The sequence below is a fragment of the Hamadaea flava genome, from assembly GCF_024172085.1.
In the GTDB taxonomy this organism is placed as follows: Bacteria; Actinomycetota; Actinomycetes; order Mycobacteriales; family Micromonosporaceae; genus Hamadaea; species Hamadaea flava.
The window spans coordinates 1,396,861-1,419,136 of the sequence record NZ_JAMZDZ010000001.1 but is presented as its reverse complement, the minus strand read 5'-3'; the positions used below and the strand labels follow the sequence as shown (position 1 = coordinate 1,419,136).

21 protein-coding genes are annotated in these 22,276 nt (G+C 71.6%); 3 read left to right on the top strand and 18 right to left on the bottom strand.

Annotated features, from left to right (window positions below; all coding sequences use genetic code 11):
* Positions 1-3: 3 nt before the first annotated feature.
* On the bottom strand, positions 4-621 hold the full coding sequence (locus HDA40_RS06885; protein ID WP_253753097.1) for an NAD(P)-dependent oxidoreductase: 618 nt from the start codon (positions 619-621) through the stop codon (positions 4-6).
* A gap of 65 nt (positions 622-686) precedes the next feature.
* Between HDA40_RS06885 and HDA40_RS06880 the strand changes: the two genes are divergently transcribed.
* Positions 687-959, top strand: coding sequence for a YciI family protein (locus HDA40_RS06880; protein ID WP_253753096.1), 273 nt, complete (start codon positions 687-689; stop codon positions 957-959).
* Here the strand turns inward: HDA40_RS06880 and HDA40_RS06875 are convergent.
* The 9 genes from HDA40_RS06875 to HDA40_RS06835 all read right to left on the bottom strand — a co-directional run bounded on the left by HDA40_RS06875 (position 884) and on the right by HDA40_RS06835 (position 10,767).
* Positions 884-1,378, bottom strand: coding sequence for a S26 family signal peptidase (locus HDA40_RS06875; RefSeq protein WP_253753095.1), 495 nt, complete (start codon positions 1,376-1,378; stop codon positions 884-886). The genes HDA40_RS06880 and HDA40_RS06875 overlap by 76 nt on opposite strands.
* Complete coding sequence (locus tag HDA40_RS06870; RefSeq protein ID WP_253753094.1) at positions 1,375-3,198, bottom strand: ABC transporter ATP-binding protein; 1,824 nt, start codon at positions 3,196-3,198, stop codon at positions 1,375-1,377. The genes HDA40_RS06875 and HDA40_RS06870 overlap by 4 nt, the downstream gene beginning before the upstream one ends.
* Positions 3,195-3,752, bottom strand: coding sequence for a thioredoxin domain-containing protein (locus tag HDA40_RS06865; protein WP_253753093.1), 558 nt, complete (start codon positions 3,750-3,752; stop codon positions 3,195-3,197). Before HDA40_RS06865 ends, HDA40_RS06870 begins: the two co-directional genes overlap by 4 nt.
* 88 nt (positions 3,753-3,840) lie before the next feature.
* Positions 3,841-4,029: a hypothetical protein gene (locus HDA40_RS06860; RefSeq protein WP_253753092.1), complete on the bottom strand. Its 189-nt coding sequence runs from the start codon at positions 4,027-4,029 to the stop codon at positions 3,841-3,843.
* Between the two features lie 130 nt (positions 4,030-4,159).
* Positions 4,160-6,841 (bottom strand): AfsR/SARP family transcriptional regulator, encoded by a 2,682-nt coding sequence (locus HDA40_RS06855; RefSeq protein ID WP_253753091.1) that lies wholly within the window; start codon positions 6,839-6,841, stop codon positions 4,160-4,162.
* 369 nt (positions 6,842-7,210) lie between these two features.
* Positions 7,211-8,014 carry an amidohydrolase family protein gene (locus HDA40_RS06850; RefSeq protein ID WP_253753090.1) on the bottom strand — a complete coding sequence of 268 codons (804 nt, stop codon included), beginning with the start codon at positions 8,012-8,014 and terminating at the stop codon, positions 7,211-7,213.
* On the bottom strand, positions 8,011-8,751 hold the full coding sequence (locus tag HDA40_RS06845; RefSeq protein ID WP_253753089.1) for an amidohydrolase family protein: 741 nt from the start codon (positions 8,749-8,751) through the stop codon (positions 8,011-8,013). The genes HDA40_RS06850 and HDA40_RS06845 overlap by 4 nt, the downstream gene beginning before the upstream one ends.
* Positions 8,741-9,598 carry a dihydrodipicolinate synthase family protein gene (locus HDA40_RS06840; protein WP_253753088.1) on the bottom strand — a complete coding sequence of 286 codons (858 nt, stop codon included), beginning with the start codon at positions 9,596-9,598 and terminating at the stop codon, positions 8,741-8,743. The genes HDA40_RS06845 and HDA40_RS06840 overlap by 11 nt, the downstream gene beginning before the upstream one ends.
* Positions 9,595-10,767: a DegT/DnrJ/EryC1/StrS family aminotransferase gene (locus tag HDA40_RS06835; protein WP_253753087.1), complete on the bottom strand. Its 1,173-nt coding sequence runs from the start codon at positions 10,765-10,767 to the stop codon at positions 9,595-9,597. Before HDA40_RS06835 ends, HDA40_RS06840 begins: the two co-directional genes overlap by 4 nt.
* A 74-nt stretch (positions 10,768-10,841) precedes the next feature.
* Here HDA40_RS06835 and HDA40_RS06830 point away from each other — a divergent pair, with 74 nt between their 5' ends.
* A complete protein-coding gene (locus tag HDA40_RS06830; protein WP_253753086.1) occupies positions 10,842-12,068 on the top strand; it encodes a helix-turn-helix domain-containing protein in 1,227 nt (408 codons plus the stop codon).
* On the opposite strand, the gene HDA40_RS06825 is transcribed toward HDA40_RS06830, so the two are convergent.
* From HDA40_RS06825 to HDA40_RS06790, 8 genes are all read right to left on the bottom strand, one after another.
* Positions 12,065-13,141, bottom strand: a complete 1,077-nt coding sequence (locus HDA40_RS06825; protein ID WP_253753085.1) for a dihydrodipicolinate synthase family protein — start codon at positions 13,139-13,141, stop codon at positions 12,065-12,067. The genes HDA40_RS06830 and HDA40_RS06825 overlap by 4 nt on opposite strands.
* A 17-nt stretch (positions 13,142-13,158) precedes the next feature.
* Positions 13,159-14,175: an NAD-dependent epimerase/dehydratase family protein gene (locus HDA40_RS06820; protein ID WP_253753084.1), complete on the bottom strand. Its 1,017-nt coding sequence runs from the start codon at positions 14,173-14,175 to the stop codon at positions 13,159-13,161.
* A gap of 77 nt (positions 14,176-14,252) precedes the next feature.
* Positions 14,253-15,155, bottom strand: a complete 903-nt coding sequence (locus HDA40_RS06815) for a Gfo/Idh/MocA family protein (protein WP_253753083.1) — start codon at positions 15,153-15,155, stop codon at positions 14,253-14,255.
* A gap of 35 nt (positions 15,156-15,190) precedes the next feature.
* The gene (locus tag HDA40_RS06810; RefSeq protein ID WP_253753082.1) at positions 15,191-16,147 is read right to left on the bottom strand and encodes a hydroxyacid dehydrogenase; all 957 of its coding nucleotides are present in this window, start codon (positions 16,145-16,147) and stop codon (positions 15,191-15,193) included.
* Positions 16,144-16,956: a carbohydrate ABC transporter permease gene (locus tag HDA40_RS06805; RefSeq protein ID WP_253753081.1), complete on the bottom strand. Its 813-nt coding sequence runs from the start codon at positions 16,954-16,956 to the stop codon at positions 16,144-16,146. The genes HDA40_RS06810 and HDA40_RS06805 overlap by 4 nt, the downstream gene beginning before the upstream one ends.
* Positions 16,953-17,885 carry a carbohydrate ABC transporter permease gene (locus HDA40_RS06800; protein ID WP_253753080.1) on the bottom strand — a complete coding sequence of 311 codons (933 nt, stop codon included), beginning with the start codon at positions 17,883-17,885 and terminating at the stop codon, positions 16,953-16,955. Before HDA40_RS06800 ends, HDA40_RS06805 begins: the two co-directional genes overlap by 4 nt.
* A gap of 4 nt (positions 17,886-17,889) precedes the next feature.
* Positions 17,890-19,128 carry an ABC transporter substrate-binding protein gene (locus tag HDA40_RS06795; protein WP_253753079.1) on the bottom strand — a complete coding sequence of 413 codons (1,239 nt, stop codon included), beginning with the start codon at positions 19,126-19,128 and terminating at the stop codon, positions 17,890-17,892.
* 234 nt (positions 19,129-19,362) lie between these two features.
* Positions 19,363-21,327 carry a YncE family protein gene (locus HDA40_RS06790; RefSeq protein WP_253753077.1) on the bottom strand — a complete coding sequence of 655 codons (1,965 nt, stop codon included), beginning with the start codon at positions 21,325-21,327 and terminating at the stop codon, positions 19,363-19,365.
* A 267-nt stretch (positions 21,328-21,594) separates the two neighbouring features.
* Here HDA40_RS06790 and HDA40_RS06785 point away from each other — a divergent pair, with 267 nt between their 5' ends.
* Positions 21,595-22,206: a class I SAM-dependent methyltransferase gene (locus tag HDA40_RS06785; protein ID WP_253763584.1), complete on the top strand. Its 612-nt coding sequence runs from the start codon at positions 21,595-21,597 to the stop codon at positions 22,204-22,206.
* Positions 22,207-22,276 lie beyond the last annotated feature (70 nt).

Here is a 22,276-nt window from a genome sequence, read left to right as displayed (position 1 = left end):
TCCTCAGTAGCCGACGGTGATCCGGCGCCGGATCGCGTTGCCCTCTTCGAGTTCGTCGGCGAACGCGACGGCGTAGTCCTCGGCGCTGACGAAGCTGGTGCCGTCGGCGTCGGCGAGCAGGTCGTCCCCGCCCATCCGAAACTTCCCCGTACGCTCACCGGGCGCGATGGCCGCCGACGGCGACAGGTAGGACCAGTCGAGGTCGTCGACCTTCCGGATGAGGTTCAGGGCGTCCCGGTGCGCCATCGAGACCGGCTTCCACTCGGCGGGGAACGTCGGGGTGTCGACGAGGTCCCCGCCACCGGGGACCTTCAGACTGCCTGCGCCGCCCACGAACACGATGCGGCGTACGCCTGACTTGCGAGCGCCGTCGAGCAGGCCGGTGGTCACCGGGACCACGTTGTCGGGGTCGATGTGCAGGGCCGAGGCGATCACGTCGTAGCCCTCGGCCGCGGCGGCGACCGAGTCCGAGTCGGTCGCGTCGACGGTGACGGCCGGGATGTCCGGCGACGGGCTGTGCCCGGTCCGGCTGGCGCTGGTCACCCGCTCGCCCCGGTCGGCGAGTTCGGTCGCGATCCGGCTGCCGAGGGTCCCGGTCGCTCCGAACAGCAGTATCCGCATGCGGCCAGCGTATCGGCGCTCCGGCGGCCCGGGAGCGGTTTCGGCGGGCGGGTTAGCATCCGATCATGCATGTGATCGAGCTTTCCTTCGACGGGAACCCGGATCGGCTGGCCGCCCGGCCGGCGCACCGGGAGTACCTGGCCGCGCTGCACGCCGAAGGCGTCGTGGTGGCGTCCGGCCCGTTCCCGGACGACAGTGGCGCGCTGCTGATCTTCGACGTGGACCGGGCCCGCGCCGACCAGATCATCGCGGAGGACGGGTACTACCGGGCGCCCGGGGTGACCGTCGTGTCCGTCCGCGAGTGGTCGCCCATCTTCGGGCGCGCCCTCGACAAGTAGCGCGCTCTCGGCGCGGAGATCGTCCGCACCACCACGCCGAGCAGCCGGTCGGCGCCGAAGTAGCCGGAGTGCCGGGAGTCGTGCGAGCGGGCGGGGTTGTCGCCCAGTACGACCAGCTGTCCCTGGGGGACCCGGTCGCCGACGGCGGTCCGCAACGCGGGCACGTCGCGGGGGATCGGGTCCCCCGGCACGGCGGCCACCCGCTTCACGATCCAGCCCTCGCGCGAAAGTCCACTGAGGACGATGACCTGGCGGATACGCACGGAGTCCGGCGCGACGCGGCGTACGAGGAGCCGATCGCCGGGGTGATACGTGGGCAGCATACTGTCGCCGACCACCGTCACGACCACGTGCCGGCGGCGCGCTCGGAGGATGAGGCCGATCAGCAGCAGCACGACCGCCGCCGCGACGGCGATCACGCCGAGACCTCGTCCCGGTAGCCGGCCGCCTGCCGGGTGAACAGGCGGGCGTACGCCGCGCCGTTGGCCAGCAGGACCGGATGCGTGCCGTCCTCCGACACCCTGCCGTCGGCCAGCACCACGATCCGGTCGGCGTCCCGGACCGCGCCGAGCCGGTGCGAGATCAAGATCCCGGTACGCCCGGCGCGCAGCCGCCGCAACCGTTGGTGCGCCTCGTACTCGGCGTCGGGATCGAGACCCGAACTCGGCTCGTCCAGGATCATCAGATCCCGGTCCTGCCGCAGGAACGCCCGGGCCAGCGCCAGCCGCTGCCATTGGCCGCCCGACAGCAGCACCCCCGTCGCCGGGTCGTCGCCGTCCTCGGCCGGTTCGGCGGTGAAGCCCCGGCTGAGCATCGTGGCGTACCCGGTGGGCAGGGCGCTGAGCACGGAGTGGATGCCGGCGTCCCTAGCCGCCTGCTCGACGCGATCGGGCTCGGCGGTGAGGTCGCCGACCGCGATGTTCTCCGCCGCGGTCAGCTCGTACGCGACGAAGTCCTGGAACACCGCCGCGATCCGCTTCCGCAGCTCCTCCGGAGCGATCTCCCGGATGTCGACCCCGTCCCAGCGGATCGTGCCCCGAGTCGGGTCGTAGAACCGGCACAGCAGCTTGACCAGGGTGCTCTTGCCCGCGCCGTTGTGGCCGACGAGCGCCACGGTCTGGCCGTGCGGGAGGACCAGGTTCACGCCCTGAAGCACCCAGGGCAGATCCGGCCCGTATCGGAACCACACGTCGCGCAACTCGATGCCCCGGCGTAGCGGCGGCAGCGCCCGGCCCGGTCGGGCCACCGGCAGATCGTCCCCGGCCGTGACGACCTCGACGTGATGGCCGAAGACCAGCAGCTGCTCGTACGCCATCACCCCGGCCGAGACCAGCACGTTCAGCGCGGACTGCACCCCCGCTACGGCGGCGACGAACATCGAGACGTCGCCGACGCCGATCCTGCCGTCGGCGGCCGCCACGATCGCCCAGACGAGCCCGGCGCCGGCGACGGCGGCGGAGATCCCGGCGAGGCTCGCCTGCACGGCGAACTCCCGCCGATCCATCCGGCGGCGTTCCCGGTTCGCCGTACGCAGCTCCGCGAGCATCCGTCCACGAAGGAATCCGCCGAGGTCGAAGAGCCGGATCTCCTTGGCCGCGTCGACGGTGGCCATCAGGTGGGCGTAGAACATCTCCCGGCGTTCGGCCGGTCCGATCCGCCACATCATCGTGACCCGCTGGCGGGAGAGCCGCAGTTCGATGAGGACCGCCGGGACCGCAGACGCGACGACGATCGCGGCGAAGGCGGCGTTGATCACCGCCAGGGAGGCCAGGAATCCGGCGAGGGTGAGCGCACTGCGGGCGGCGCTCAACGCGGTGTCGACGAGGCGGCCGGGATTGCGGGCGCTCTGCTGGGCCAGCCGCAGCCGGTCGAGGAAGGCGGGATTCTCGAACCGGGCGAGTCCGGGCGCCCGCGACACCGCTGCGAACAGTTCGTCCTTGGTACGCATCGCGGCCCGGCGGTCCACTTCGGCCCGTAGATACTGCCCGGCGTGGGTGGCGGTCGCGGCGGCGGTCCCGACCACCGCGACCGCCACGGCCAGCCACAGCAGCCCATCGGTGTGGCCACCGGCGACCCCGTCGAGGACCGCCTTGGTCAGCCAGGCCAGCGCGACCGGGGTGGCCGCGCCGACCAGGGTCACCGCGAGATAGCCGGTGACATGGAACGGGGCCGCCCGCCAGACGGTGCCGGCGGCCCGAGCCGCCGAGCGGAGCAGACCGGCCCGGGGTACGCCGGTCATGCCGCGGCGCTGGCCGGCAACCGGGACAGCCGGGTGCCGCGGCCCGTCACCCGGCCGCCCGCGTCGAGCCGGAAGAACGTCGGGAACGCGCGTACGCCGAACGCGTCGGCAAATGGCGCGGCCGCGTCGTCGACCACCACCCGCGTCACCGGTTCGAGCATGGTGACCAGCGGCTCCGGATCGCCCGACCGGCCGTCGACGACCACCAGCACCTGGTCGCGGTCCTGCGCGGCGGCCCACGCCACCAGGTCGGGCAGCTGCTCGTGGCAGGCCTGGCAGTCCGGCGACAGGAAGGCCACCACGGTGCCGTCGGCGATGAGTTCCCGGTTGACCGGCGCGCCGTCGGTCGCGGTGGCGCCGAACGCGCCGACGACGTCCCCGACGGCGGTCGCGGCGACCTGGCTCGTCAGGCCAGGAGTGGCGCCGACTACCTCGTACAGGGCGTCGAGGAGCTTGGTGTGTTCCCGGATGCGGCGGACGACACCCAGGAGGAGCAGCAGGTTCAGCAGGCCGAGGACGGCGGCGAAAGTGGCGATCGCGATCAGGACGGGCATGGGTGACCTCCGAATCTGGACGGGACGACCCAGCCCCAACGGCGGCGGAAGCCGGTGGGGCTGGGTGTTCAGCGGCCGGTGTCTCCGGTCAGCACCACTGCTCGCTGCTGGAGCTCTGGATGCAGCTGCCGCAGTGCGAGGTGCCGTTGGGGTAGTAGCAGCAGTACTTCCACTTGTTGGTCCCGCAGCACTGGTAGTCGCAGTCGGTGGCCCGGGCTACCGTGTGCGGCGCGACGAGCTCGAGGAGCCGGTCGGCGATTCTGGTGACGACGCGCATCGAACCGTCCTTTCGCGTGTCCGGCGGACACCACGCCCGCGCGGAGCGGCAGCGGTACGCCGGCCCACACCGTCGTCCGGCCGCTCGCCGCAGCGTGGCGTATCGGTCTGCGTGAATTCTTAATGAAATGTCAACGGTCGATGTATTGGGCGGCGATGCGCTCGCGTACGCCGGTCGCCGCCCGGGTGTCGCCGACGACCTCGTAGTACTCGGCCGCCTGCTTCCAGGCGTCCAGCCCGGCGGCCGTGTCGCCGACGCTGAGCTGGGTCCTGCCGAGGCGTACCAGGGTCTCCGCGGCGGCGTGCAGATCGTCGGAACCGTGCAGCAACTCGGCGGCCCGCTCGTAACCGGCCACTGCGGCGGCGTACTCGCCTAGGCGGTGGTGGATGTAGGCGATGCTGTCCCAGGCGTGCCCCTCGCCCTGGGCGAACCCCAGTTCGGCGAGGATGCGTTGGGCGCGCCCGCAGTCGGCCAGCGCCTGTTCGTACTGCCCGGCCTCGGCCCGCCACCAGCCCGCCGTGTTCAGCGCCCGGGCCTCGCCCAACTCGTCGCCGGCCCGCTGGAACAGCTCCCCGGCCCGAACGGCCTGCTTGATCTGTTCGCCTGGCCGGACCCGGCTCATCGGCCCGGACGCGCCCAGGTAGACATGCGCCAGCAGAGCTGGTTCGTCGAGGTCGCGGTGCAGCTCGACGGCCCGGTCGAAGTGCTGGACCGCCTCGTGGTCCCGGCCCAGCTTCGCGTACGCCCGGGCGATGCTGTTGTGGCAGCGGGCCTGGGCCAGCCGGTCGGCCAGCCGCTCCGCGGCCGCCACCGCGACCGCGTGCACCCGCAGAATCTCCTCCCACTGCCCGCGACGCTGGAGGAACTCGGCGAACGCCCACGCGATCTGCCAGGCGTGGCGATCCTGACCGGCCTCGGTCGCGGCGCTCACCAGTCCCGGAAGCAGGGCGGCTTCATCGGCGTACCACTGGAGAGCGGAACCGGGCGTGAGCGGCTCGATCACCGTGCCGCGCGCGGGGGCCGGGATCTTGAGCCGATCGCGATGCGGATAGCAGAGCGCGTTGGCCGCGCAAGCGGTGTGCAGGGTGTGATCGAGCAGCCGCCGCAGTGCCGCGCGGCGCTCGGGGCCGCGGATCTGCTCGGCGGCGTAGGCCCGCAGGAGGCTGTGCAGCTGGAGCCGGCCGGAGGGCCGCAACCCGACGAGGTTGGCCCGATCCAGCTCCAGCACGCCCACGCGAGTGCGGTCCACAGTGGTGGCGGCAAGGCTTGCCGCAGCGGCCAGCGACAGGTGCGGGCCTGGATGGCAGCCGAGATGACGGAACAGCCGGGCGACCGGTGTGGACAGATCGCGATAGGACCGTCCGAACACGCCGCGAAGGTCCACAGTGGGATCGCTGTGCCGGAAGGGCTCCAGGTTCGCGTCGGCCGTCTGTGACGCCACGTCCGACAGCGGCAGGTCCGGATGCGCGGCGAGCCGGGCCGCGACGATCGCCAGGGCGAGCGGCAACCGACCGCAGCGCTGGACGATCTGGCTGGTCGCGGTGGGTTCCGCCGCCAGCCTCGCCATGCCGAGCCGAGCGGCCAGCAGTTGGTACGCGTCCCCTTCGGGCAGGACGTCCAGCCGGATCAGCTCCGCGCCGGTCGTGACGGTGAGGCTGGACAGATCGAGCCGGCTCGTGACGAGGGTCAGGCAGCCGGGCGCGACGGCGAGCAGCGGCCGGACCTGTTCCTCGGACCGGGCGTCGTCGAGCATGACGAGCACCCGGCGTCCACTCAGGATGCTGCGGTAGAGGCCGGTCTGCGCGGCGAGGCCGGCCGGCACCCGATCCGGCGGCACACCCAGCGCGCCGAGGAACTGGGGAAGGACCGCGCCCGGATCGGCACTGCTCAGATCGGCGTGCAGCCGCCCGTCCGGGAAGCGGGCGGCCTGCCCGGCGGCCCACTGAGCGGCCAGAGTGGACTTGCCGGCGCCGGGCGGGCCGGAGATCAGCCCGACCCCTCCGCTGCCGGCGAGCGAATCGAGCTTCGTCAGCTCGGCCGTACGCCCGGCGAACCCGCGCAACGCGCCCGGCAGCTGCGACGGCACCGGCTCCGCCGGAGCGTGGTCGGCTCGCAGGATCACCTGATGCGTCTGCCGCAGGACGCTGCCCGGTTCCACGCCCAGCTCGTCGACCAGCGTCCGGCGTACGCGGGCGAAGGCGGCCAGTGCCTCGGCGGTCCGGCCGTTCGCGTGCAGCGCCGCGACGAGCACCGCCGCCAGCGGTTCGTCCAGCGGATACTCCGCGACCAGCGGCGTCACCGCGGCGACGACCGCGCCCGCGTCCCGTTCCGTCGACACCCGCGCCCAGCGCAGCAGCGTCTCCTTGCGTTCGTCCCGCAGCCGCTGGCGTACGCGGTCGGGCCACTCGCCGGGCAGCCCGCACATCGGATCGCCCTGCCAGAGCCGCAACGCCTCGGTCAACGTCGACGCGGGATCGGGCTCGCCGCGGGCACGCTCGGCCAGTTCCCGGAACCGCAGGAGGTCGACCGCCGACTCCGCCACGTCGAGCAGGTAACCGCCGAGCCGGCCGATCACCGTCCCGTCGTCGGCCAGCACCTCATGCCGGATGCGCGTGATCAGGGTCTGGAGCGTACGCCGTGCCCCCGGCGGCACCTGCTCACCCCAGACCCGGCCGAGCAGCGCGTCGACCGGCACCACCCGGCCGGCCTCCCAGGCCAATGCGGCCAGGGCCAACGCGACCTGCGGCGGGCGTACCGGCCGGACCAGGCCACCCCGTTCCACCTCCACCGGGCCGAGCAGCCTGATCAGCACGGCGGGGCACCTGGGCGCCGGACATCGACGTATGGCACTCCCGCAACTTATCCAGCGGGAGGTGGGTGCGGCAAGGCTCGCCTGCCGTTGCGGGCCGCCGCCGATCAGTGCGGGCTGGCCTTGCTTCGCCAACGACCCACCGTCCGCAGCGCTGATGGTCGGCTGCCGCCGATCATGGTCGGCGGGCCGCGCAAGATCGGCGGCTGCCGACGTTCATGGAGCGTAGAGGGCCACGATCGGCGGCTGCCGACGATCATCGCGGCGCGAATCGCCACGATCGGCGGCTGCCGACGATCATGGTCGGCGGGCCGCGCAAGATCGGCGGCTGCCGACGATCATCGCCGGAAGGGTGGGGAGCGAGCGGGGCGGTCAGGGAGTGGGGAGGGAGAAGAGGGCGGCGGCGTTGCGCCAAGCGAGGCGCTCGGCGGTGAGCGCGGCCGGGTCGGTGGGTGCGGAGGGGGCGGTGGGTGCGGCCGGGTGGGCGGGGGCGGAGGGGGCGGTGAGGTCGGCGACGCCGGAGGCGAGGACCGCGCCGAGCGCCGATGCCGGGTCGATGAGGGTCGAGTCGGTGCCGAACAGCAGCTGGCGGTCGTCCACCGCGGCGATCACCTCAGCAAGACGCCCGGCCGGGGCCTGCGACCACGACGGTTCCAGGTACAGCCGATCGCAGGACTGGGCCGCTTCGATGGCGTACCGGTAGCCGTCGGCGCCCATGTGCCCGGCGATCGCCCGCAGCCGGGGCCGATCCACACACGCCTGTGCCAGGTCGAGCACCGTACGCCCCCAGGTGTGCACGAGCACGGGGCAGTCCAGCTCGGCGAGCATCGTCAGGGCGTCCTGGGTCTGCGGCGAGGCGATCGGCGACTCCGTGTAGTCGGTGTGCAGCTTCGCGCCGACGAACCGGCCGTTCCCCAGGTACCGCTCCAGGTCCCGCCGAGCGTCGTCGAGCCGTCGCGGGTTGACCGTCACGTAGCCGTAGAGCCGGTCGGTGTCCGCCAGCGCGGCGGCCATCGCGGCGTTGCCGGAGACGGCGTCGTAGCAGACCGCCTCGGTGGCCGAGACGATGGCGAGGTCGATGCCGTACCGGTCCATCGCGGCGAGGTTGGCCTCGACCGACCCGATCTCCATGGTGAAGAACCACGGACCCCAGTGCCCGTGCACGTCGATGATCACGGCTTCACTCCCAACAGGCGCATCGCGGTGCCCCCGGCGACCAGGGCGATCTCGTCGGCGCTCAGCCCGCAGCGGGCCAGCCGCAGCCGGGGCACGGCCGACTCGGCGTACGGGGTGCGCGAGCCGTAGACGAGCCGGTCGACCCCGACGACGGAGGCGACCGTCTCGACCGCGTCCGGCGAGTTCAGCAGCCGCGTCGAGGTGTGGAACCCCGCCTCCTCCCGGGCCGCCACCAGGAAGTCGCCGAGGTGGTAGAAGTGCGTGTCCAGGAAGACCACGGTCGCGCCCAGCCCCGCGAGCGGCTTCCAGAATCGGCGTACGTCACCGCCGGCAAGCAGGACGAACCCCAGCTCGGTGGCCCGGCGGGCGAGATGCCGGACGGCCGGGAAGTCCGGCTCGGCGTGCTGTTCCTCCGGGAACAGCCGGATCGCGCGTACCCCCAGGCCGGCCAGCCGGTCCAGCTCCCGCTCCGCGCCGAGCGCGTCGCGCAGGTCCAGTCCGCCGACCGGCGTGAAGCCCGTCGCCAGCACCTCGTCATTGCCGCTTCGCACGTCGAACAGCGCCGCGCGCAGGCTCGCGACCGCCGCCGCTTCGGTGTTCGCGCCGCGCAAGACCGCGCCCAGCTCACCCGGGTCGGTGATCCCGCCTTCCTTCCCCGGGTACGCACCCAGCAGCGCATCGACATCGAAAGTGATCCGCAGCTGCGCCAACTGCGCCGCGATCTGCCTAAAGGGCACGGACGACCTCCAGTACTCGCTCGCGTTCGCCGGCCGGCAACTCCGGGCCGTGCGGGTCGACGGCGTACTCGGGTGGGATGCGGCCTTCGGCGGCCGCCACCCAGAGCATCCGCTGCACGTAACCGTCGACGGGATCGCCGAAGATCGTCTCGGCGTACCGGTCGAAGGCGGTGGTGTCGCCGATCTCGCCGGCGAGGGCCGCCCGCAGTGCGCGGGCCGTCGCCGGAACCGCGGCCGCCGCGATCCCGACCAGCGCCGCCTGTGCGCCCCAGGTCACCGACGGCACGAACATCAGGTCCTCGCCGGTGATCGCCAGCCGGTCGGCGGCGGCCGTCGACGCGATCGCGTCCTTGCAGGCGGCGTCGTCGCGGAGCAGCGCGACCTTCAGCCCGGCGACGCCCGGCAGCCGGACCAGGTCGCGCAGGACCGGCAGCGGATACGGCCGCAGGTAGAGGTCGAAGGCGAGCAGCGGCACCCCGGCCGCCTGCCACAGCGTCTCGTGAAAGGCGACCGCCTCGTCCGGTGCGGGCGGGAAGACGAGCAGCCCGTCCGCGCCCAGCTCGGCAGCCCGTTCGGCCTGCAGGACGTCGGTCACGCCCACGATCACCGGTACGCCGGTCCCGAGCGCGATCCGGATCACCTCGTCGCGTACGGGGTCGGGTTGGAACGGACCCCGGCCGGTGTGGGCCAGCACGGCCAGCCCGCCCGCGCCGTCGGCGACGAGTCCGCCGAGGTAGCCGGCGAGGACCCCGGCGTCGAGGCCGTCCGGCCCGATCGGAGTAGCGGTCGCGGCGACGAGCTGCCCCCGCAGCCGATCCCGCAGCTGCGCCGCCCGGCTGTCGATCATCTGAACACTCCCCGGATCGCGTCGGCGATCGCGTCGACATGGTCGTCGGTGTAGTTCTCGTTCCAGTCGATCACGATCAGAGTCTCGTCGATCATGCGCTCGGCGACCGGGCAGGCGCCGCGCCCGTACCGGGGTTCCCGATCCGCGGGCGGGCTGGTCAGCGGGAACCGGGAGCCGCCGTAGATGGGCGCCTCGGTCAGCGCGGGCGCGCAGTGCAGCCCTTCCTGGAGGTAACCCGCCCGAGCCGGGATGCCCGCCGCTTGCAGCTTGGCGGCGGCCTCCGGCGCGCCCCCGTCCGGCAGCACCAGCGGGAACAGCCACCAGGCATGACTGTCCACATCGGCGGGCGGTACGCGTACCGGCAGGTCGCGGAGGGCGTCGAGCAGGCGCCGGGCGGTACGCCGCCGGTCGGCCAGCACCTTGGGCAGCTTGGCGAGCTGTGCTCGGGCGACCGCTCCGGCCAGCTCGGTCATCCGGTAGTTGAGCCCGAAGCTCACATGGTGCCGCCCGACGTCGCGCGGCCAGCCCTTGTCGGCGAACAGCCGCATCCGCCGGGCCAGGTCGGCGTCGTCGGTGAGGGTGAGCCCGCCGTCGCCGCAGGTGATGTGCTTCCACTGCTGAAGGCTCAGGCAGCCGATGGACCCGGCGGTGCCGGCGAGCCGCCCGTTCGGCAGCTTCGTCAGCCAGGCCTGGGCGCAGTCCTCGATCAGCAGCAGCCCGTGCCGGTCGGCCAGCTCCCGCAGTTCAGCGACGGGCGCGGGCGCGCCGAACAGGTGAACCGCCAGGATCGCGCGCGTACGCGGCCCGATCGCCCGCGCCACCGCGTCGACGTCGAGGTTTCCGGTGAACGGGTCGACGTCGGCGAAGACCGGGACGGCGTTCTGCGCCAGGATCGGGGCGACGGTGCCGAAGTCGCTGATCGGCGAGGTGATGATCTCGTCACCCGGATCGGGTGCGGCGGCCGCCACCGCCAGGTGCAACGCGGCCGTCCCCGAGCTGGCCGCGACGGCGTACGCGACGCCGTGGAGGTCCGCCACTTCCCGTTCCAGCGCCCGCACCTCGGTGCCCCAGACCGAGCTGAGCATGCCCGAGCGGAGCACCCGCGTGACGGCGGCGATCTCCTCGTCGCCGAGCGTCCGGCCGGCCGCGTCGGCCATGCTGGGGAACATTGTGACCTCCCGGGTCATACGAAATACCGGACCTGACCGTAATCTGGTAGTGCTGCGAACGGCAAGGAGGACCGGTGGCGATCGAAATCGGCGTGGTAGGCCCGCACGACCTGGTGGACGACGTCGCGGCGACCTGCGAGGAGCAGCCCGGCGTGACCGCCCGGCGGCTGGACTACGACCACGAGTCCCAGGCGCCCGGTCTGGTCGCCGCCCACGACGCGCACATCGGGGCCTGGCTGTTCACCGGCATCGTGCCGTACACACTGGCCAAGGAGGCCAAGGCGGCGTCCCGGCCGGCCGCGTTCGTCGACTACACGGGCGCGACGCTCCTTCAGGCGGCGGTACGCCTCCTGCGCGACGGGCACGACCCGACCCGGATGTCGGTCGACACCCTGCCGAACGCCGACGTCGCGGCGACCCTGATCGAGGCGGGCCTGCCCGTCGACCGGATCAAGGTGCTGCCGTACCGATCCGGGCTGACCTCGGACGACCTGGTCGCGTTCCACAAGCGCAGCGCGCGGGGGCCACAGGGCACCACCGTCGCGGTCACCTGCGTCCGCTCCGTCTACGAGGCGCTGCACGCCCACATGCCGGTGCTGCGGCTCGCACCGTCGACCCACTCCGTGCGTACGGCGTTGCGGCAGTTGCTGCTGACGGCGGACAACCAGGCGCACGAGGACGCCCAGATCGCGCTGGGGCTGGTCGAGGTCTCCGGTGAGGACGAGGGACTGATGCGGGAGGCGGCGACCCTCGGCGGCAGCGTCGCGCGCTACACCGGCGGCACACATCTCCTGGTGACCACGCGGGGTCCGCTCGCCGACGCGACCGCGGGCTTCTCGGCGCTGCCGATGCTGCGGCGGCTCGCCGACCGGCACGAGACCGTCCGGGTGGGCTTCGGCCTCGGCCGCAGCGCCGCCGAGGCGGAGAGCCTGGCTCGCCGGGCCCTGTCGCGGGCCCGCCGGATCGGTCCGGTCGCGGCCGTCCTGTCGTTGCGCAGCGACATGGACGTGGTGCTCGAATCCGAGGCGCCCGCCCGCGCCGGCGGCGGTACCACGGCGGCGGTGATCGCCCAGCGGGTCGGCCTGTCGGTGTCCACACTGGAGCGTCTGCGCGAGGTCAAGGCGGCGGCCGGGGCCGAGCCGCTGACCACCCGCGAGGTGGCCGAGCAGCTGGGTGTCCAGCAGCGCACCGCCCGGCGCATGCTGCACCGGCTGGAGCTGGCCGGGCTCGCCGAGCGGCTGGGCCACCTCCAGTCCGGTGCGAGCGGCCGCCCGCTCACCCTCTACCGGCTGACCCTCTAGGCGAGCCATCGGTCCAGGTTCGCGGCGACGAACTCGTCGTCGTTCAGATGCGGATACGCCGCCCAGATCCGATCGATCTCGTCGAGCTGGCCGGGGGAGAGGTCCTCGGCGGGGTCGAGACACCAGCGCCCGTCCAGCAGACCTTGGCGGCGCAGGATCTCGTGGATGCCGGGGATGCAGCCGTGGAAGCCGTGGGCGGCGTCGAAGATGGCCGCGTTGGCGTCGGTGAGGTGCCCGTCGAGACTCAGCAGCCGGCGCAGCGCCACATCGTCGCCGTGCCGGGCGGCGCGGGCGTCGGCGAGCAGCTCGACGGCCCGGTGCACCCAGACGGCCCACTGCCCGAGCAGTCCGCCGACGAACTCGACCTGCACCGACCGGCCGTCCACGCGTACGCGGTGCGGCGTGATCAGGTCAGCCAGGATGTGGTCGTCGTTGCCCGTGTAGAGGGCGAGGTCGCCGATGCGGCCAGCGCGCACCACACCGTGCAGGACGTCGAGGGTGCGGTAGCGGTCGAACGGCGCGACCTTGATCCCGGCGACCGAGTCCAGCGCGGCCAGCCGAGTCCAGTAGTCGCGGGACAGCGTCCGCCCGCCGACGGCCGGCTGGAGGTAGAAGCCGACGACCGGCAGCACCTCGCCGACCGCGCGGGCTCGCTCGATGAGCTGGTCCTCGTCCAGTTCGGGGGTGGGGGAGAGCAGCACGAGGTGGTAGCCGAGCGAGGCGGCCAGTTCGGCCTCGGCGACCGCCTGCGCGGTCGGGCCGCACGCGCCCGCGATGAGGACGACCTCGCGGTCCGCGCCCTTCGCCGTCTCGGCGGCCAGCTCCAACACCGGCGGCAGCAGCCCGACGGCCGGATCGTGGATGGCGAACTGCGTCGTGTGTACGCCGACCGCCAACCCGCCGGCTCCGGCGTCGAGGTAGTAGCGGGTGAGCGCCCGCTGGCGGCGTTCGTCGAGCGTCCGCCGCTCGTCGAGGGCCAGCGGATGAGCCGGGATGACGCAGCCGCGCCGGAAGGCGTCGAGCGCGGTCTGGGCCGCAACCGAAGTCGACGTGGTGGAGGTTTCGGTGAGCACTTGTTCCCCGTTCGTGGTCAGAACTTGCCGTCGCGCGTCTGGAAATGGGTCGGCTTGCCGAGCAGTGGCAGTCCCTCGACGACCCAGTCGGCGATGAAGTCGAGCAATTCGGCGAGCGGCACGTCGGGGTAGCCGAACAGGCCGTGGCAGCGCTGGGCGTTGGACAGCAACGCCGTGGGGGACTCGGTCCCCGTGAACCGGACCTCCCGGCCCAGGCGCGTACCGAGGTCTAGCGCGGCCTGGCGGACCGAGACCGTCTCCGGCCCGGTCACGTTCAGCACGAACGGCGGTACGCCGGTGTGGTGCAGCGCCCGCAGGGTCACCTCGTTGGCGTACCCCTGCCAGACGATGTTGGCGTGCCCGGTGGTCAGGTCGACCGGCTCGCCCGCGTGCACCGCCCGCGCGATGTCCACCAGTACGCCGTACCGCGTCTCGACGGCGTAGTTCAGCCGGATCAGCGCCGTCGGCGTGCCGTGCTCGTACGCGAAGTGCGTCAGCACGCGCTCGCGGCCGAGGCAGGACATGGCGTACTCGCCGACCGGGTCGACCGGGGTGTCCTCGGTGCAGCCGCCGGAGGTGACCGGCACGAGCGGGTAGACGTTGCCGGTGGACAGCGCGACCAGGCGCGATCCGGCGTAGCGCTGGGCGACCCGCCCCGGCAGGTACGCGTTCGTCGCCCAGGTCGCGTATTCGCGCCCGGAGGTGCCGAACTTCGCGCCCACGAGGAACACGACGTTGGCGGCGTCCGGCAGCGCGGCCAGGGCCGCGTCGTCGGCGACGTCGGCCGGGATCACCTCGGCCCCCTCGGACCGCAGCGCGTCGGCCAGACCGGGTTCGGTGAAGCGGGACACCGCGATCACCCGGGCGCCGGTCCCGGCGGCGGCGACGCCCCGCAGGGCCAGCCGGACCAGGCTCGGGCCGAGCTTGCCGCCCGCACCGAGGATCAGCAGGTCGCCGTCGAGCTTGCGCAGGTCCTCCACGAGCCCGTCGCGCGGCCGCGACAGCCGTTCCTCGAGTTCCGTCAGCGATCGCATGGCGCTCCCCTCAACCGATTAACGGTCCCGACCGTAACCTCAGTGTGTGGCTGCCGTCAATGGGAGCCGAAAGTTTCCTACCGGGTCATCGCGCGAGCGGTCGCCAGGACCGACAGCACCGCCCGGGTTTCGGTCCAGCGCACCGGACTCGGCTCACCCGCGACCATGCTGAGGAACGCCGCGATCGTGCCCCGATAGCCCAGCGCCGTCTCGGGATCGTCACCGCCGGTCAGCGTCATGGTGTGCGGGCCTTCGGCCGTCTCCACCGTCACGGCGTACGCCTCGTCGTCGGTCACGCCGAGCACCTCGATCGCGCCGACCGGGCCACCCGGCCAGCCCAGCGCGATGAGCCCGGTGTCCTCCGAGCGCAGCGACCGATAACGGCGGACGGCCGACACCGCCCCCGCCACGGTCACCTCCGGGCCCAGCAGGGCGACCAGCAGCTCGACGCCGTGAATGCCCATGGTGACCAGGGTTCCGCCACCCTCGGCGGGGTCGTCCTGCCACGGATTGAGCCCCTCGGCCCACGGCTGGACCGAATGCCGGACCGTCGCGCGTACCGACAGGATCGCGGCGGAGTCGCCGGCGTACCGGGCACGAAACTCCTCGAACTGGGGAGCGAACCGTAGGACCGAACTGGACAGCACTCGGTGCGGCGCCCGGGAGACGACCGGATCCAGCACGGCCAACTGCCGGGCCGTCGCCGCGGCGGGCTTGTTCACGAAGCACGGCAGGTCCCGGTCGAGCACCGCGGCCAGCGCGGGAGCGACCTGCGGCGTCGGCACCGTCAGCACCACCCCGTCCGGCTTCGCGTCCAGCAACGCCGTCAGGTCGTCGAAGACCTCGGCGTCGGGATGCTCGGCCCGGAAGCGGGCCAGTCGCTGCGCGTCCGGCTCCCACACCGCCAGCGCCGACCGGGTGGCGAGCGTACGGGCGTCGGTGTAGGGGTGGCTCGTGGCCAGCCCGGCGAGAGCGATCACGGTGCGACGCTACCTGCCCGCCCGAGCCTGGTCGATCACCCCATCCGGGCCAGGGCCGCCGAGGTGACCTCGTGCTCCAGTGGCCGGCCGCCGAGGAACCGGGTGATCTCGCCGATCACGATCTCGCCCGCCCGCCGCCGGGCTTCCAGGGTGCCGCCCGCCTCGTGCGGGGTCAGGAGCACGTTCGGCAGCCCGCGCAGCGGATGGTCCACCGGCAGGGGTTCCTCGTCGAACACGTCCAGCGCCGCGTCCACGTGCTCTGTGCGTACCAGGTGATAGAGAGCCGGCATGTCCACCAAGGCCGAGCGGGCCGTGTTGACCAGCACCGCGCCGGACTGAAGCAGGGACAGCTCGCGGACGCCGAGCATGCCCCGGGTCTCTGGGAGCACGGGAGCGTGGAGCGCGACCACCCGCGAACCGGTCAGCAGCTCGTCCAGCGGAACCACCCGCACGCCCAGCTCGGTGGCCTCAGCCGGACCGAGATACGGATCGGTGACCACGACCCGGGCGCCGAGCGCGCGCACCAGCCGGACGTAAGCCCGGCCGGTGCGCGACGCTCCGATCACGCCCACCGGGCAGTCCCGCAGCTCGCGGCGAGGCGGGGCCTGCTTGGCCGCCGTCCAGGCGACCCCGGTACGCAGGGCGTGGTCGAACCGGTGCACGCGGTGCAGCAGCGCCAAGGTGAGCGCGAGCGCCTGCTCCGCGACGGCGTGGGCCATCGCGGCCCCCGCCTGGGTGAAGCGCACGCCGTAGGCGAACGCCTCGTCGGTGACGTAGGGCCGCAGCGTCGCCCCCGTATGCGCGACCAGGCCCAGTCGCGGCGACGCTGCGAGCAGTTCGGCCGAGATCGGCGGCGACGGCCAGCTCGTCACCGCGACCGTCGTGTCGGCCGTGAGTCGATCGGTGAGCGGCCCCAGCGCGCGCAGCCGAGCCCACAGGTCGTCGGGGAAGAACAGCTCCCGAAGTCCTGGCGGGACGTCGACGGCGATCATCCCTTCATGCCCGTGGTCGTGACACCCTCGACGAAATACCGCTGCCCGATCAGGTACGCCATGAAGATCGGCACGAACGCGACGACCGATCCGGCCATGACGACGTTCAGCGGAACCCGTTCGGCCTGCAGCGAGGCGATGCCGACGGTGAGCGTGCGCATCTCCTCGCTCTGCCCGATGACCAGTGGCCACAGATAGTCGTTCCAGTGCCACAGGAAGACGAACACGCCGAGGGTGGCCAGGATCGGTTTGGTCAGCGGCAACACCAGCGACCACAGGATGCGCAGCTCGCCGCAGCCGTCGAGGCGGGCCGCCTCGAACAACTCGTCGGGCAGCGTGCTGATGAACTGGCGCATCAGGAAGACGGCCTGCGCGTTGGCCAGCGTCGGGATGATCAGACCCCAGTAGGTGTCCACCCCGCCCCAGTCCGCGATCAGGATGAACAGCGGGATCAGGGTCACGTGATAGGGCACCATCAGCATCGCGACGAAGGACCAGAACATGGTCTCCTTGCCGGGGAAGCGCTTCTTCGCGAAGGCGTACCCGGCGAGCATCGACAACGCGAGGACGCCGACCACGGAGACGATCGCGTACACGGCGGTGTTGAGCAGCCAGCGCGCCAGGCTTGCCGTGCCCAGGACCTGCTCGTACGCCTCCAGCGACAGCCCGCCCGGCAACAGGCTGCCCGGCAGCGTCACCGGGCCGATCGGCTTGAACGAGAGCACGAGCATCGCGTAGAACGGGAACAGCGTCACGACGGCGGCGAGGAACAGGACGGTCGCCCGTCCCGCTTTGCGGAGTCCGCTCACTTGTCCCTCCCCATGATCAGGCGTTGGATCAGCGCGACGATCAGGGTCATCACGAACAGCGCCACCCCGATGGTCGCCGCGTAGTCCTGGTCGAAGTTGCGGAAGCCCTGGTCGTACAGCTCGATGACCAGGGTCCGGCTGGCCCGGCCGGGGCCGCCGCCGGTCATCACCCAGATCGTGTCGAACGCCTGGAAGGCGACCGTCGTCTCCAGCACGCCCAGGAAGAACAGCGCCGGCTTGAGCTGCGGCAGGATGATGTGCCGGAAGGTCTGCCATGGGCCCGCCCCGTCGACGTGCGCGGCCTCCTCCAGCTCCCGGGGGATGTCCTGCAACCGGGCCAGGACGATCAGCATGCCGTAGCCGAACCGGGTCCAGATGCTGACCACGACCAGCGCCGGCAACACGAGGACGCTGTCGGCCAGCCACGAGCCGCCCTCGAAGCCGACCGCGCGCAGCAGCGACGACCAAGGGCCGTCCTCGCTGAAGATCCAGGTGAAGATGATGCCGGCGAGCACCAGGCTGGTGACCACCGGCAGGAAGAAGATCGACCGGAACAGGCGTACGCCCCGGAAGGTCCGGCGGACCAGCATCGCCATCGCGACGGAGACGATGATCGAACCGGGCACGGCGAGCAACGAGTAGACGACGGTGACCCGCAGCGAGTCCCAGAACCGATCGTCGTGGACGAGCCGCTCGAAGTTGGCCAGACCGGTCCACTCGGTCTCGCCGCCGAGCGTGTAGTCGGTGAAGCTCAGGATGCCCCCGGCGATCGCCGGGCCGAACCGGAAGAGCACGAACAGCAGGAAAGCGGGGAGCACGAGCAGCAGGCCGTTGCGTGCCTCGGGCCGCAAGAACCGTGCCCCGGCGCGCTTGCGCGCCGGGGCGGGGCTCGTCGCGACAGGCTCGCGCGCCGAGGCGGTGGTGGTCATCCGGTTAGCCCAGCATCGCGTTGGCGGCCTTCGCCGCGTCCTTGAGCGCCTGCTCCGGAGTCTTCTGGCCCAGCAGCGCGGCCTGGATCTCCGGGGCCAGGGCGCCCATGACGTCCCGGGACTTCACCTGCAGCGGGCCGACCGTGGCGTACTGCGTGTTCTTCTCGGCCTCGGCGAGCACCGGGTCGTTGGCGTACAGGGCGCCGGTGGACTTGATCGGCGAGAAGAAGCCCGACGCCGTGTCGTACGTCTTCACGTTGGCGGCGGAGGTGGCGAAGTTGACCCACTTGGCCGCGGCCGTCTTGTTCTTCGACCCCTTCAGCATCACCAGCGAGCCGACGGTGCCGTAGGTGACCTGCTTGGCGTTGGTCAGCGGCGGCAGGACCTGGATGTTGTCCTTGCCCCAGAACTTCGTGACGTCGGCCGGGGTGACGCTCCAGGAACAGGCCACCTTGTTCTGGGCCAGCCGGCTCTGCTCGATCGCCGGGCTGGTGGTGACCGGGCCCTTGTTGATGTATCCGCCGTCCACCATGTCCTTCAGGAAGGTGAGGGCCTGTACGCCGGGCGCCTGGTCGAAGGCGACCGACTTGCCGTCGGCGGCGAAGACGTCCCCGCCGGCCTGCCAGAGCAGCGGGTAGAACGTCACGTTCAGGGTGGTCTTCACGTCGCCGTCGTAGGAGATCATGTCGTAGCCCTTGGCCTTGAACGCCGGGGCCATCGCCTTCACGTCGTCCCAGGTCTTCGGGTACGCCGTCTGCCCGGCCGCCGCGAACACCTTCTTGTTGCAGAGCAACGACAACGCCGAAGTGAGGATCGGCGCGCCCATGAGCTTGTTGTCGATCGTGACCGACTTGGTCACGTTCTCGAGGTAGTCGGCCTTGGCCGAGGCGTCGAGGTGCGAGTCCATCGGCTCGATCGCGGTGGCGTACTTGGGGATCTGGTCCGGGATCAGGTAGACGACGTCGGGACCCTTGTTCCCGGCGATCGCCGTGGTCAACGACTCGTCGCGGTTGGCCCACGGGAAGATCTCGACCTTGACGTCGATATTCGGGTTCTGCGCCTTGAACGCGTCGACCGTCTGGGACCAGTACGCGCGGTGCTGGGTCTCGTCGACGACGACGGGGTAGATCCACATGGTGACCGTGGCCTTGTCGTCGCCGGAGTCGCCTCCGCCGCCGCACGCGGCCAGCAGCGCCGTCAACGATGCGACGGCGACGGCCGACACAGCCTTGCGAAGTTGCATGTCGCGTCCTCTCGGGTGGTGTGGAGGCACTGTAACTTACGGTCCGGTCCGAATCTAGCCCCTAATGGCGGGCACCTCTTGTCACGGTTGACGTCGCTCGATATCGGCCCGCCGCCGCAGCCTTCGATTGGGTTCGGCCGTGACCGGCAGATCACGGTTACGCATGCGATCTTGGGCGTTTGTAGCATGCGTAACCGTGATCTGCACGGCTCACAGGGTGAGCGCGGGAGCGGCTTACGGGGTGAACGTGGGGCAGGCGGGGTCGAGGCGGACCTTCGCGAGATCCCGGCCGACGAGCGTCCAGGCGTCCCACGATCCGGGCTCGAAGGCGAGCTGCGGGTTCGTGTACCACTCCATTCCGAGCCCGCTGGCGAGCTTGGTGGCGGAGGTCGTCCCGAGCAGGTGCACCTCGCCCGCGCCTTGGGCGTTGAAGGTGCTGGCGAACACCCGTCCGCGATGCACCTCGATCTCGCCGTACGTGGTCAGCGGCCCGGATCCGATGACCGTCCGGGTCGCCAGATCCATCGCGAACCAGCTGGTCGTACGCTTGTAGACCCCGTACAGCACCCCGTCGTAGACCTTGATGTCCTGAAGGGTCTTGTAGCCGGCCACCGGGTCGACCTGCCAGAGCACCTTGCGGGTGGTGAGGTCGAACGCGGCGACCGAGGCGGCCGTCTTCGTGGCGGGCGTACCGCCGCCGCCGAGGACGTCCCCGCCGAGGTAGACGATGCCGGCCTCGGAGTCGACGGTCAGGCTGTAGAGGCTCTCGTCCGGGATGACGTTCTTGTAGACCTGTTTCTCGCCGGTGTCGGGATCCACGATGGACAGCGCGCCTTGCAGTTCCGCGCCCAGCGGTGCGGTCGCGACGAGCAGCTTGTCGGTCTTGGGGTCGTACTCCAGGTCCCAGGGCCGCTTCTGGCCGTCGCCGAGGTAACCCAGGCTCCGGATCGAGTCGTCGCGCGGATCGAGCGCGATGAGCTGCCCGCTGGGGTAGATCGCCGCGAACACCTCATTGCCCCGGCGGGCCAGCGCCTTCGGCTCACCGGGCACCCAGACGCGTCGCTGGGAGCCCGTTCGCAGGTCGCGAACGGTGATCGAGAAATGGCCGCCGACGTACAGGTACCGGTTCGGCTGGAGCAGGATCGACTGCGGTCGTTCGGAGCCGGGCGTCAGGCCCGCCTCGATCAGGTCGGTGAACTGGGTCGCCCCGGTGGCCGGGTCCATCGTCCAGAAGCCGCCGCTGCCCGAGAAGCCGGTGAGCGTACCGGCGGAGGGGACCAACAGTCGCGTCTCCTCGCCGAGCCGCGGCGTGCCCATCGGGGTCAGCGCGCCCGCGCGGTATCGGTAGATCACGCCGTTCGGGCGGGTGGAGACCACCGCGCTGCCGTCGCTGTCCATCGCGATCGAGTCGATCGAGTCCAGGCCCAGCGCTGCCAGGTCCGTGGTCCTCAGGTCGCCTCCGTCGGTACGCACATCGAAGAGCACGCCGCCGCTCGCGCCGAGGACGCGATCCCCGGCCACGGCGACCGCGCCGAATCCGGTGCCACCGTCGGCGAGCACCCTGGACACCCCGGTCGCCCGGTCGATCGCCACCAGCTTGTGCTTGTCGAGGAGGCCGGCGTACACGCTGCCGGCGTCGGCGGCGACAGCCCGGACATAGCGTTCACCCGTCGCCAGTACGCCGAAGTTCCGCGGCGCGGCCCCGGTCGCCGGGTCGTACTCCCAGACCTTGCCGTCGGGGTAGGTTCCGGCGTACACCTTGCCGTCGGGTGCGGTCGTCAGGCTCCAGATGAAGCCGCCGTTGACCCCGAGCGAGAAGAGCCGCGTCACGACGCCGGTCGCCAGGTCCATCCGGTAGAGGTCAGGCACCGGATACGTGCCGATGTAGAGCTGCCCGCCGGAGATGGTGGTCGCCCACGCACCCTCCGGTTCGCCGGTCGCCGGCCCGTCCGGAATCGCCGACTGGCGGACCACCGTCCGGGTGGCGAGATCGATCTCGGCGACGATCGGCGGCTTGAGTCCCCGGGTCACCACGTACGCGTGTCCATCTTGGACAGCAGCGCCGACGATGGCGCCGGTGACGGAGGCCGGCCCGAACGTCTGATACCCCGGTGGATCGCAGGCCGACGCCGCGGCGGCCGCCTGGGTTGGGGCGACCACCAGTCCGGCTAGCAGGATCAGCGCCACAATACGCCTCATGCGTCCCTCCAATGTGATTTTGGGACATGACCGTAATACCGAAGACTGCACGCGTCAACGCATTCGTAGGCGTTGTGGACTAGACCGAAATAGAATTCCAGGGGCTGCGTTGCCGAATCGGCAACAATCGTGGCGAGGCGGCTCCGGTCCAGGCACGCTGAAGACATGGAGCACGATCACAGCCACGACCACGACCACGACCGCGGCCAGCACGACCACGGCCGGCACGATCACGATCAGCAGGACCATGATCACGATCACGCCGAGATGTTCACGGCGACGTACTGGGACGAGCGGTACGGCTCGGCCGACCGCGTGTGGAGCGGGAACCCGAACCCGCACCTCGTCACCGTCGCGTCCGACCTGACGCCCGGCACCGCGCTGGACGTCGGCAGCGGCGAGGGTGCCGACGCCATCTGGCTCGCACGCCAGGGCTGGCAGGTCACCGGCGTCGACATCTCCGAGGTCGCGTTGCGACGGGCGGCCGAGGCGGCGGGTCCCGACCTGGCCGACCAGCTCACCTGGCAGCAGGCCGACATCTTCACCTGGGCCCCGGAGAAGGCGGCGTACGACCTGGTGGCGGCGCATTTCGTACACCTGCCGTGGGAGGACCTCCAGGCGTTGCACCGGCGCTTGGCGGACGCGGTCAAGCCGGGCGGGACGATCTTGATCGTCGGGCATCACCCGTCGGACATCGAGGCGATCCAGCGTCCGGCGCACGTGGCCGTCTTGATGAACACCGCCGAGCAGCTGGCGACGACGCTCGACGCCGACGAGTGGGAGATCGAGGCGACCAATCCGGGACGCCCGTTCACCGATCCCGACGGGAACGAAGTGACCCTCCACGACGCGGTCGTCCGAGCAGTGAAAAGGGGGTAGCGATCCCCTCTGCCCTTTTCAGTATATGGGAGGGAGGCGGCCTCGCGAATCGCCCCGAATGACGATTTTT

Coding starts and splice junctions, on each gene's coding strand:
- HDA40_RS06795 (WP_253753079.1), bottom strand. CDS start 19,128: ATGCAACTTCGCAAGGCTGTGTCGGCCGTCGCCGTCGCATCGTTGACG.
- HDA40_RS06800 (WP_253753080.1), bottom strand. CDS start 17,885: ATGACCACCACCGCCTCGGCGCGCGAGCCTGTCGCGACGAGCCCCGCC.
- HDA40_RS06880 (WP_253753096.1), top strand. CDS start 687: ATGCATGTGATCGAGCTTTCCTTCGACGGGAACCCGGATCGGCTGGCC.
- HDA40_RS06835 (WP_253753087.1), bottom strand. CDS start 10,767: ATGTTCCCCAGCATGGCCGACGCGGCCGGCCGGACGCTCGGCGACGAG.
- HDA40_RS06790 (WP_253753077.1), bottom strand. CDS start 21,327: ATGAGGCGTATTGTGGCGCTGATCCTGCTAGCCGGACTGGTGGTCGCC.
- HDA40_RS06885 (WP_253753097.1), bottom strand. CDS start 621: ATGCGGATACTGCTGTTCGGAGCGACCGGGACCCTCGGCAGCCGGATC.
- HDA40_RS06785 (WP_253763584.1), top strand. CDS start 21,595: ATGTTCACGGCGACGTACTGGGACGAGCGGTACGGCTCGGCCGACCGC.
- HDA40_RS06820 (WP_253753084.1), bottom strand. CDS start 14,175: ATGCGATCGCTGACGGAACTCGAGGAACGGCTGTCGCGGCCGCGCGAC.
- HDA40_RS06810 (WP_253753082.1), bottom strand. CDS start 16,147: ATGATCGCCGTCGACGTCCCGCCAGGACTTCGGGAGCTGTTCTTCCCC.
- HDA40_RS06840 (WP_253753088.1), bottom strand. CDS start 9,598: ATGATCGACAGCCGGGCGGCGCAGCTGCGGGATCGGCTGCGGGGGCAG.
- HDA40_RS06865 (WP_253753093.1), bottom strand. CDS start 3,752: ATGCCCGTCCTGATCGCGATCGCCACTTTCGCCGCCGTCCTCGGCCTG.
- HDA40_RS06870 (WP_253753094.1), bottom strand. CDS start 3,198: ATGACCGGCGTACCCCGGGCCGGTCTGCTCCGCTCGGCGGCTCGGGCC.
- HDA40_RS06860 (WP_253753092.1), bottom strand. CDS start 4,029: ATGCGCGTCGTCACCAGAATCGCCGACCGGCTCCTCGAGCTCGTCGCG.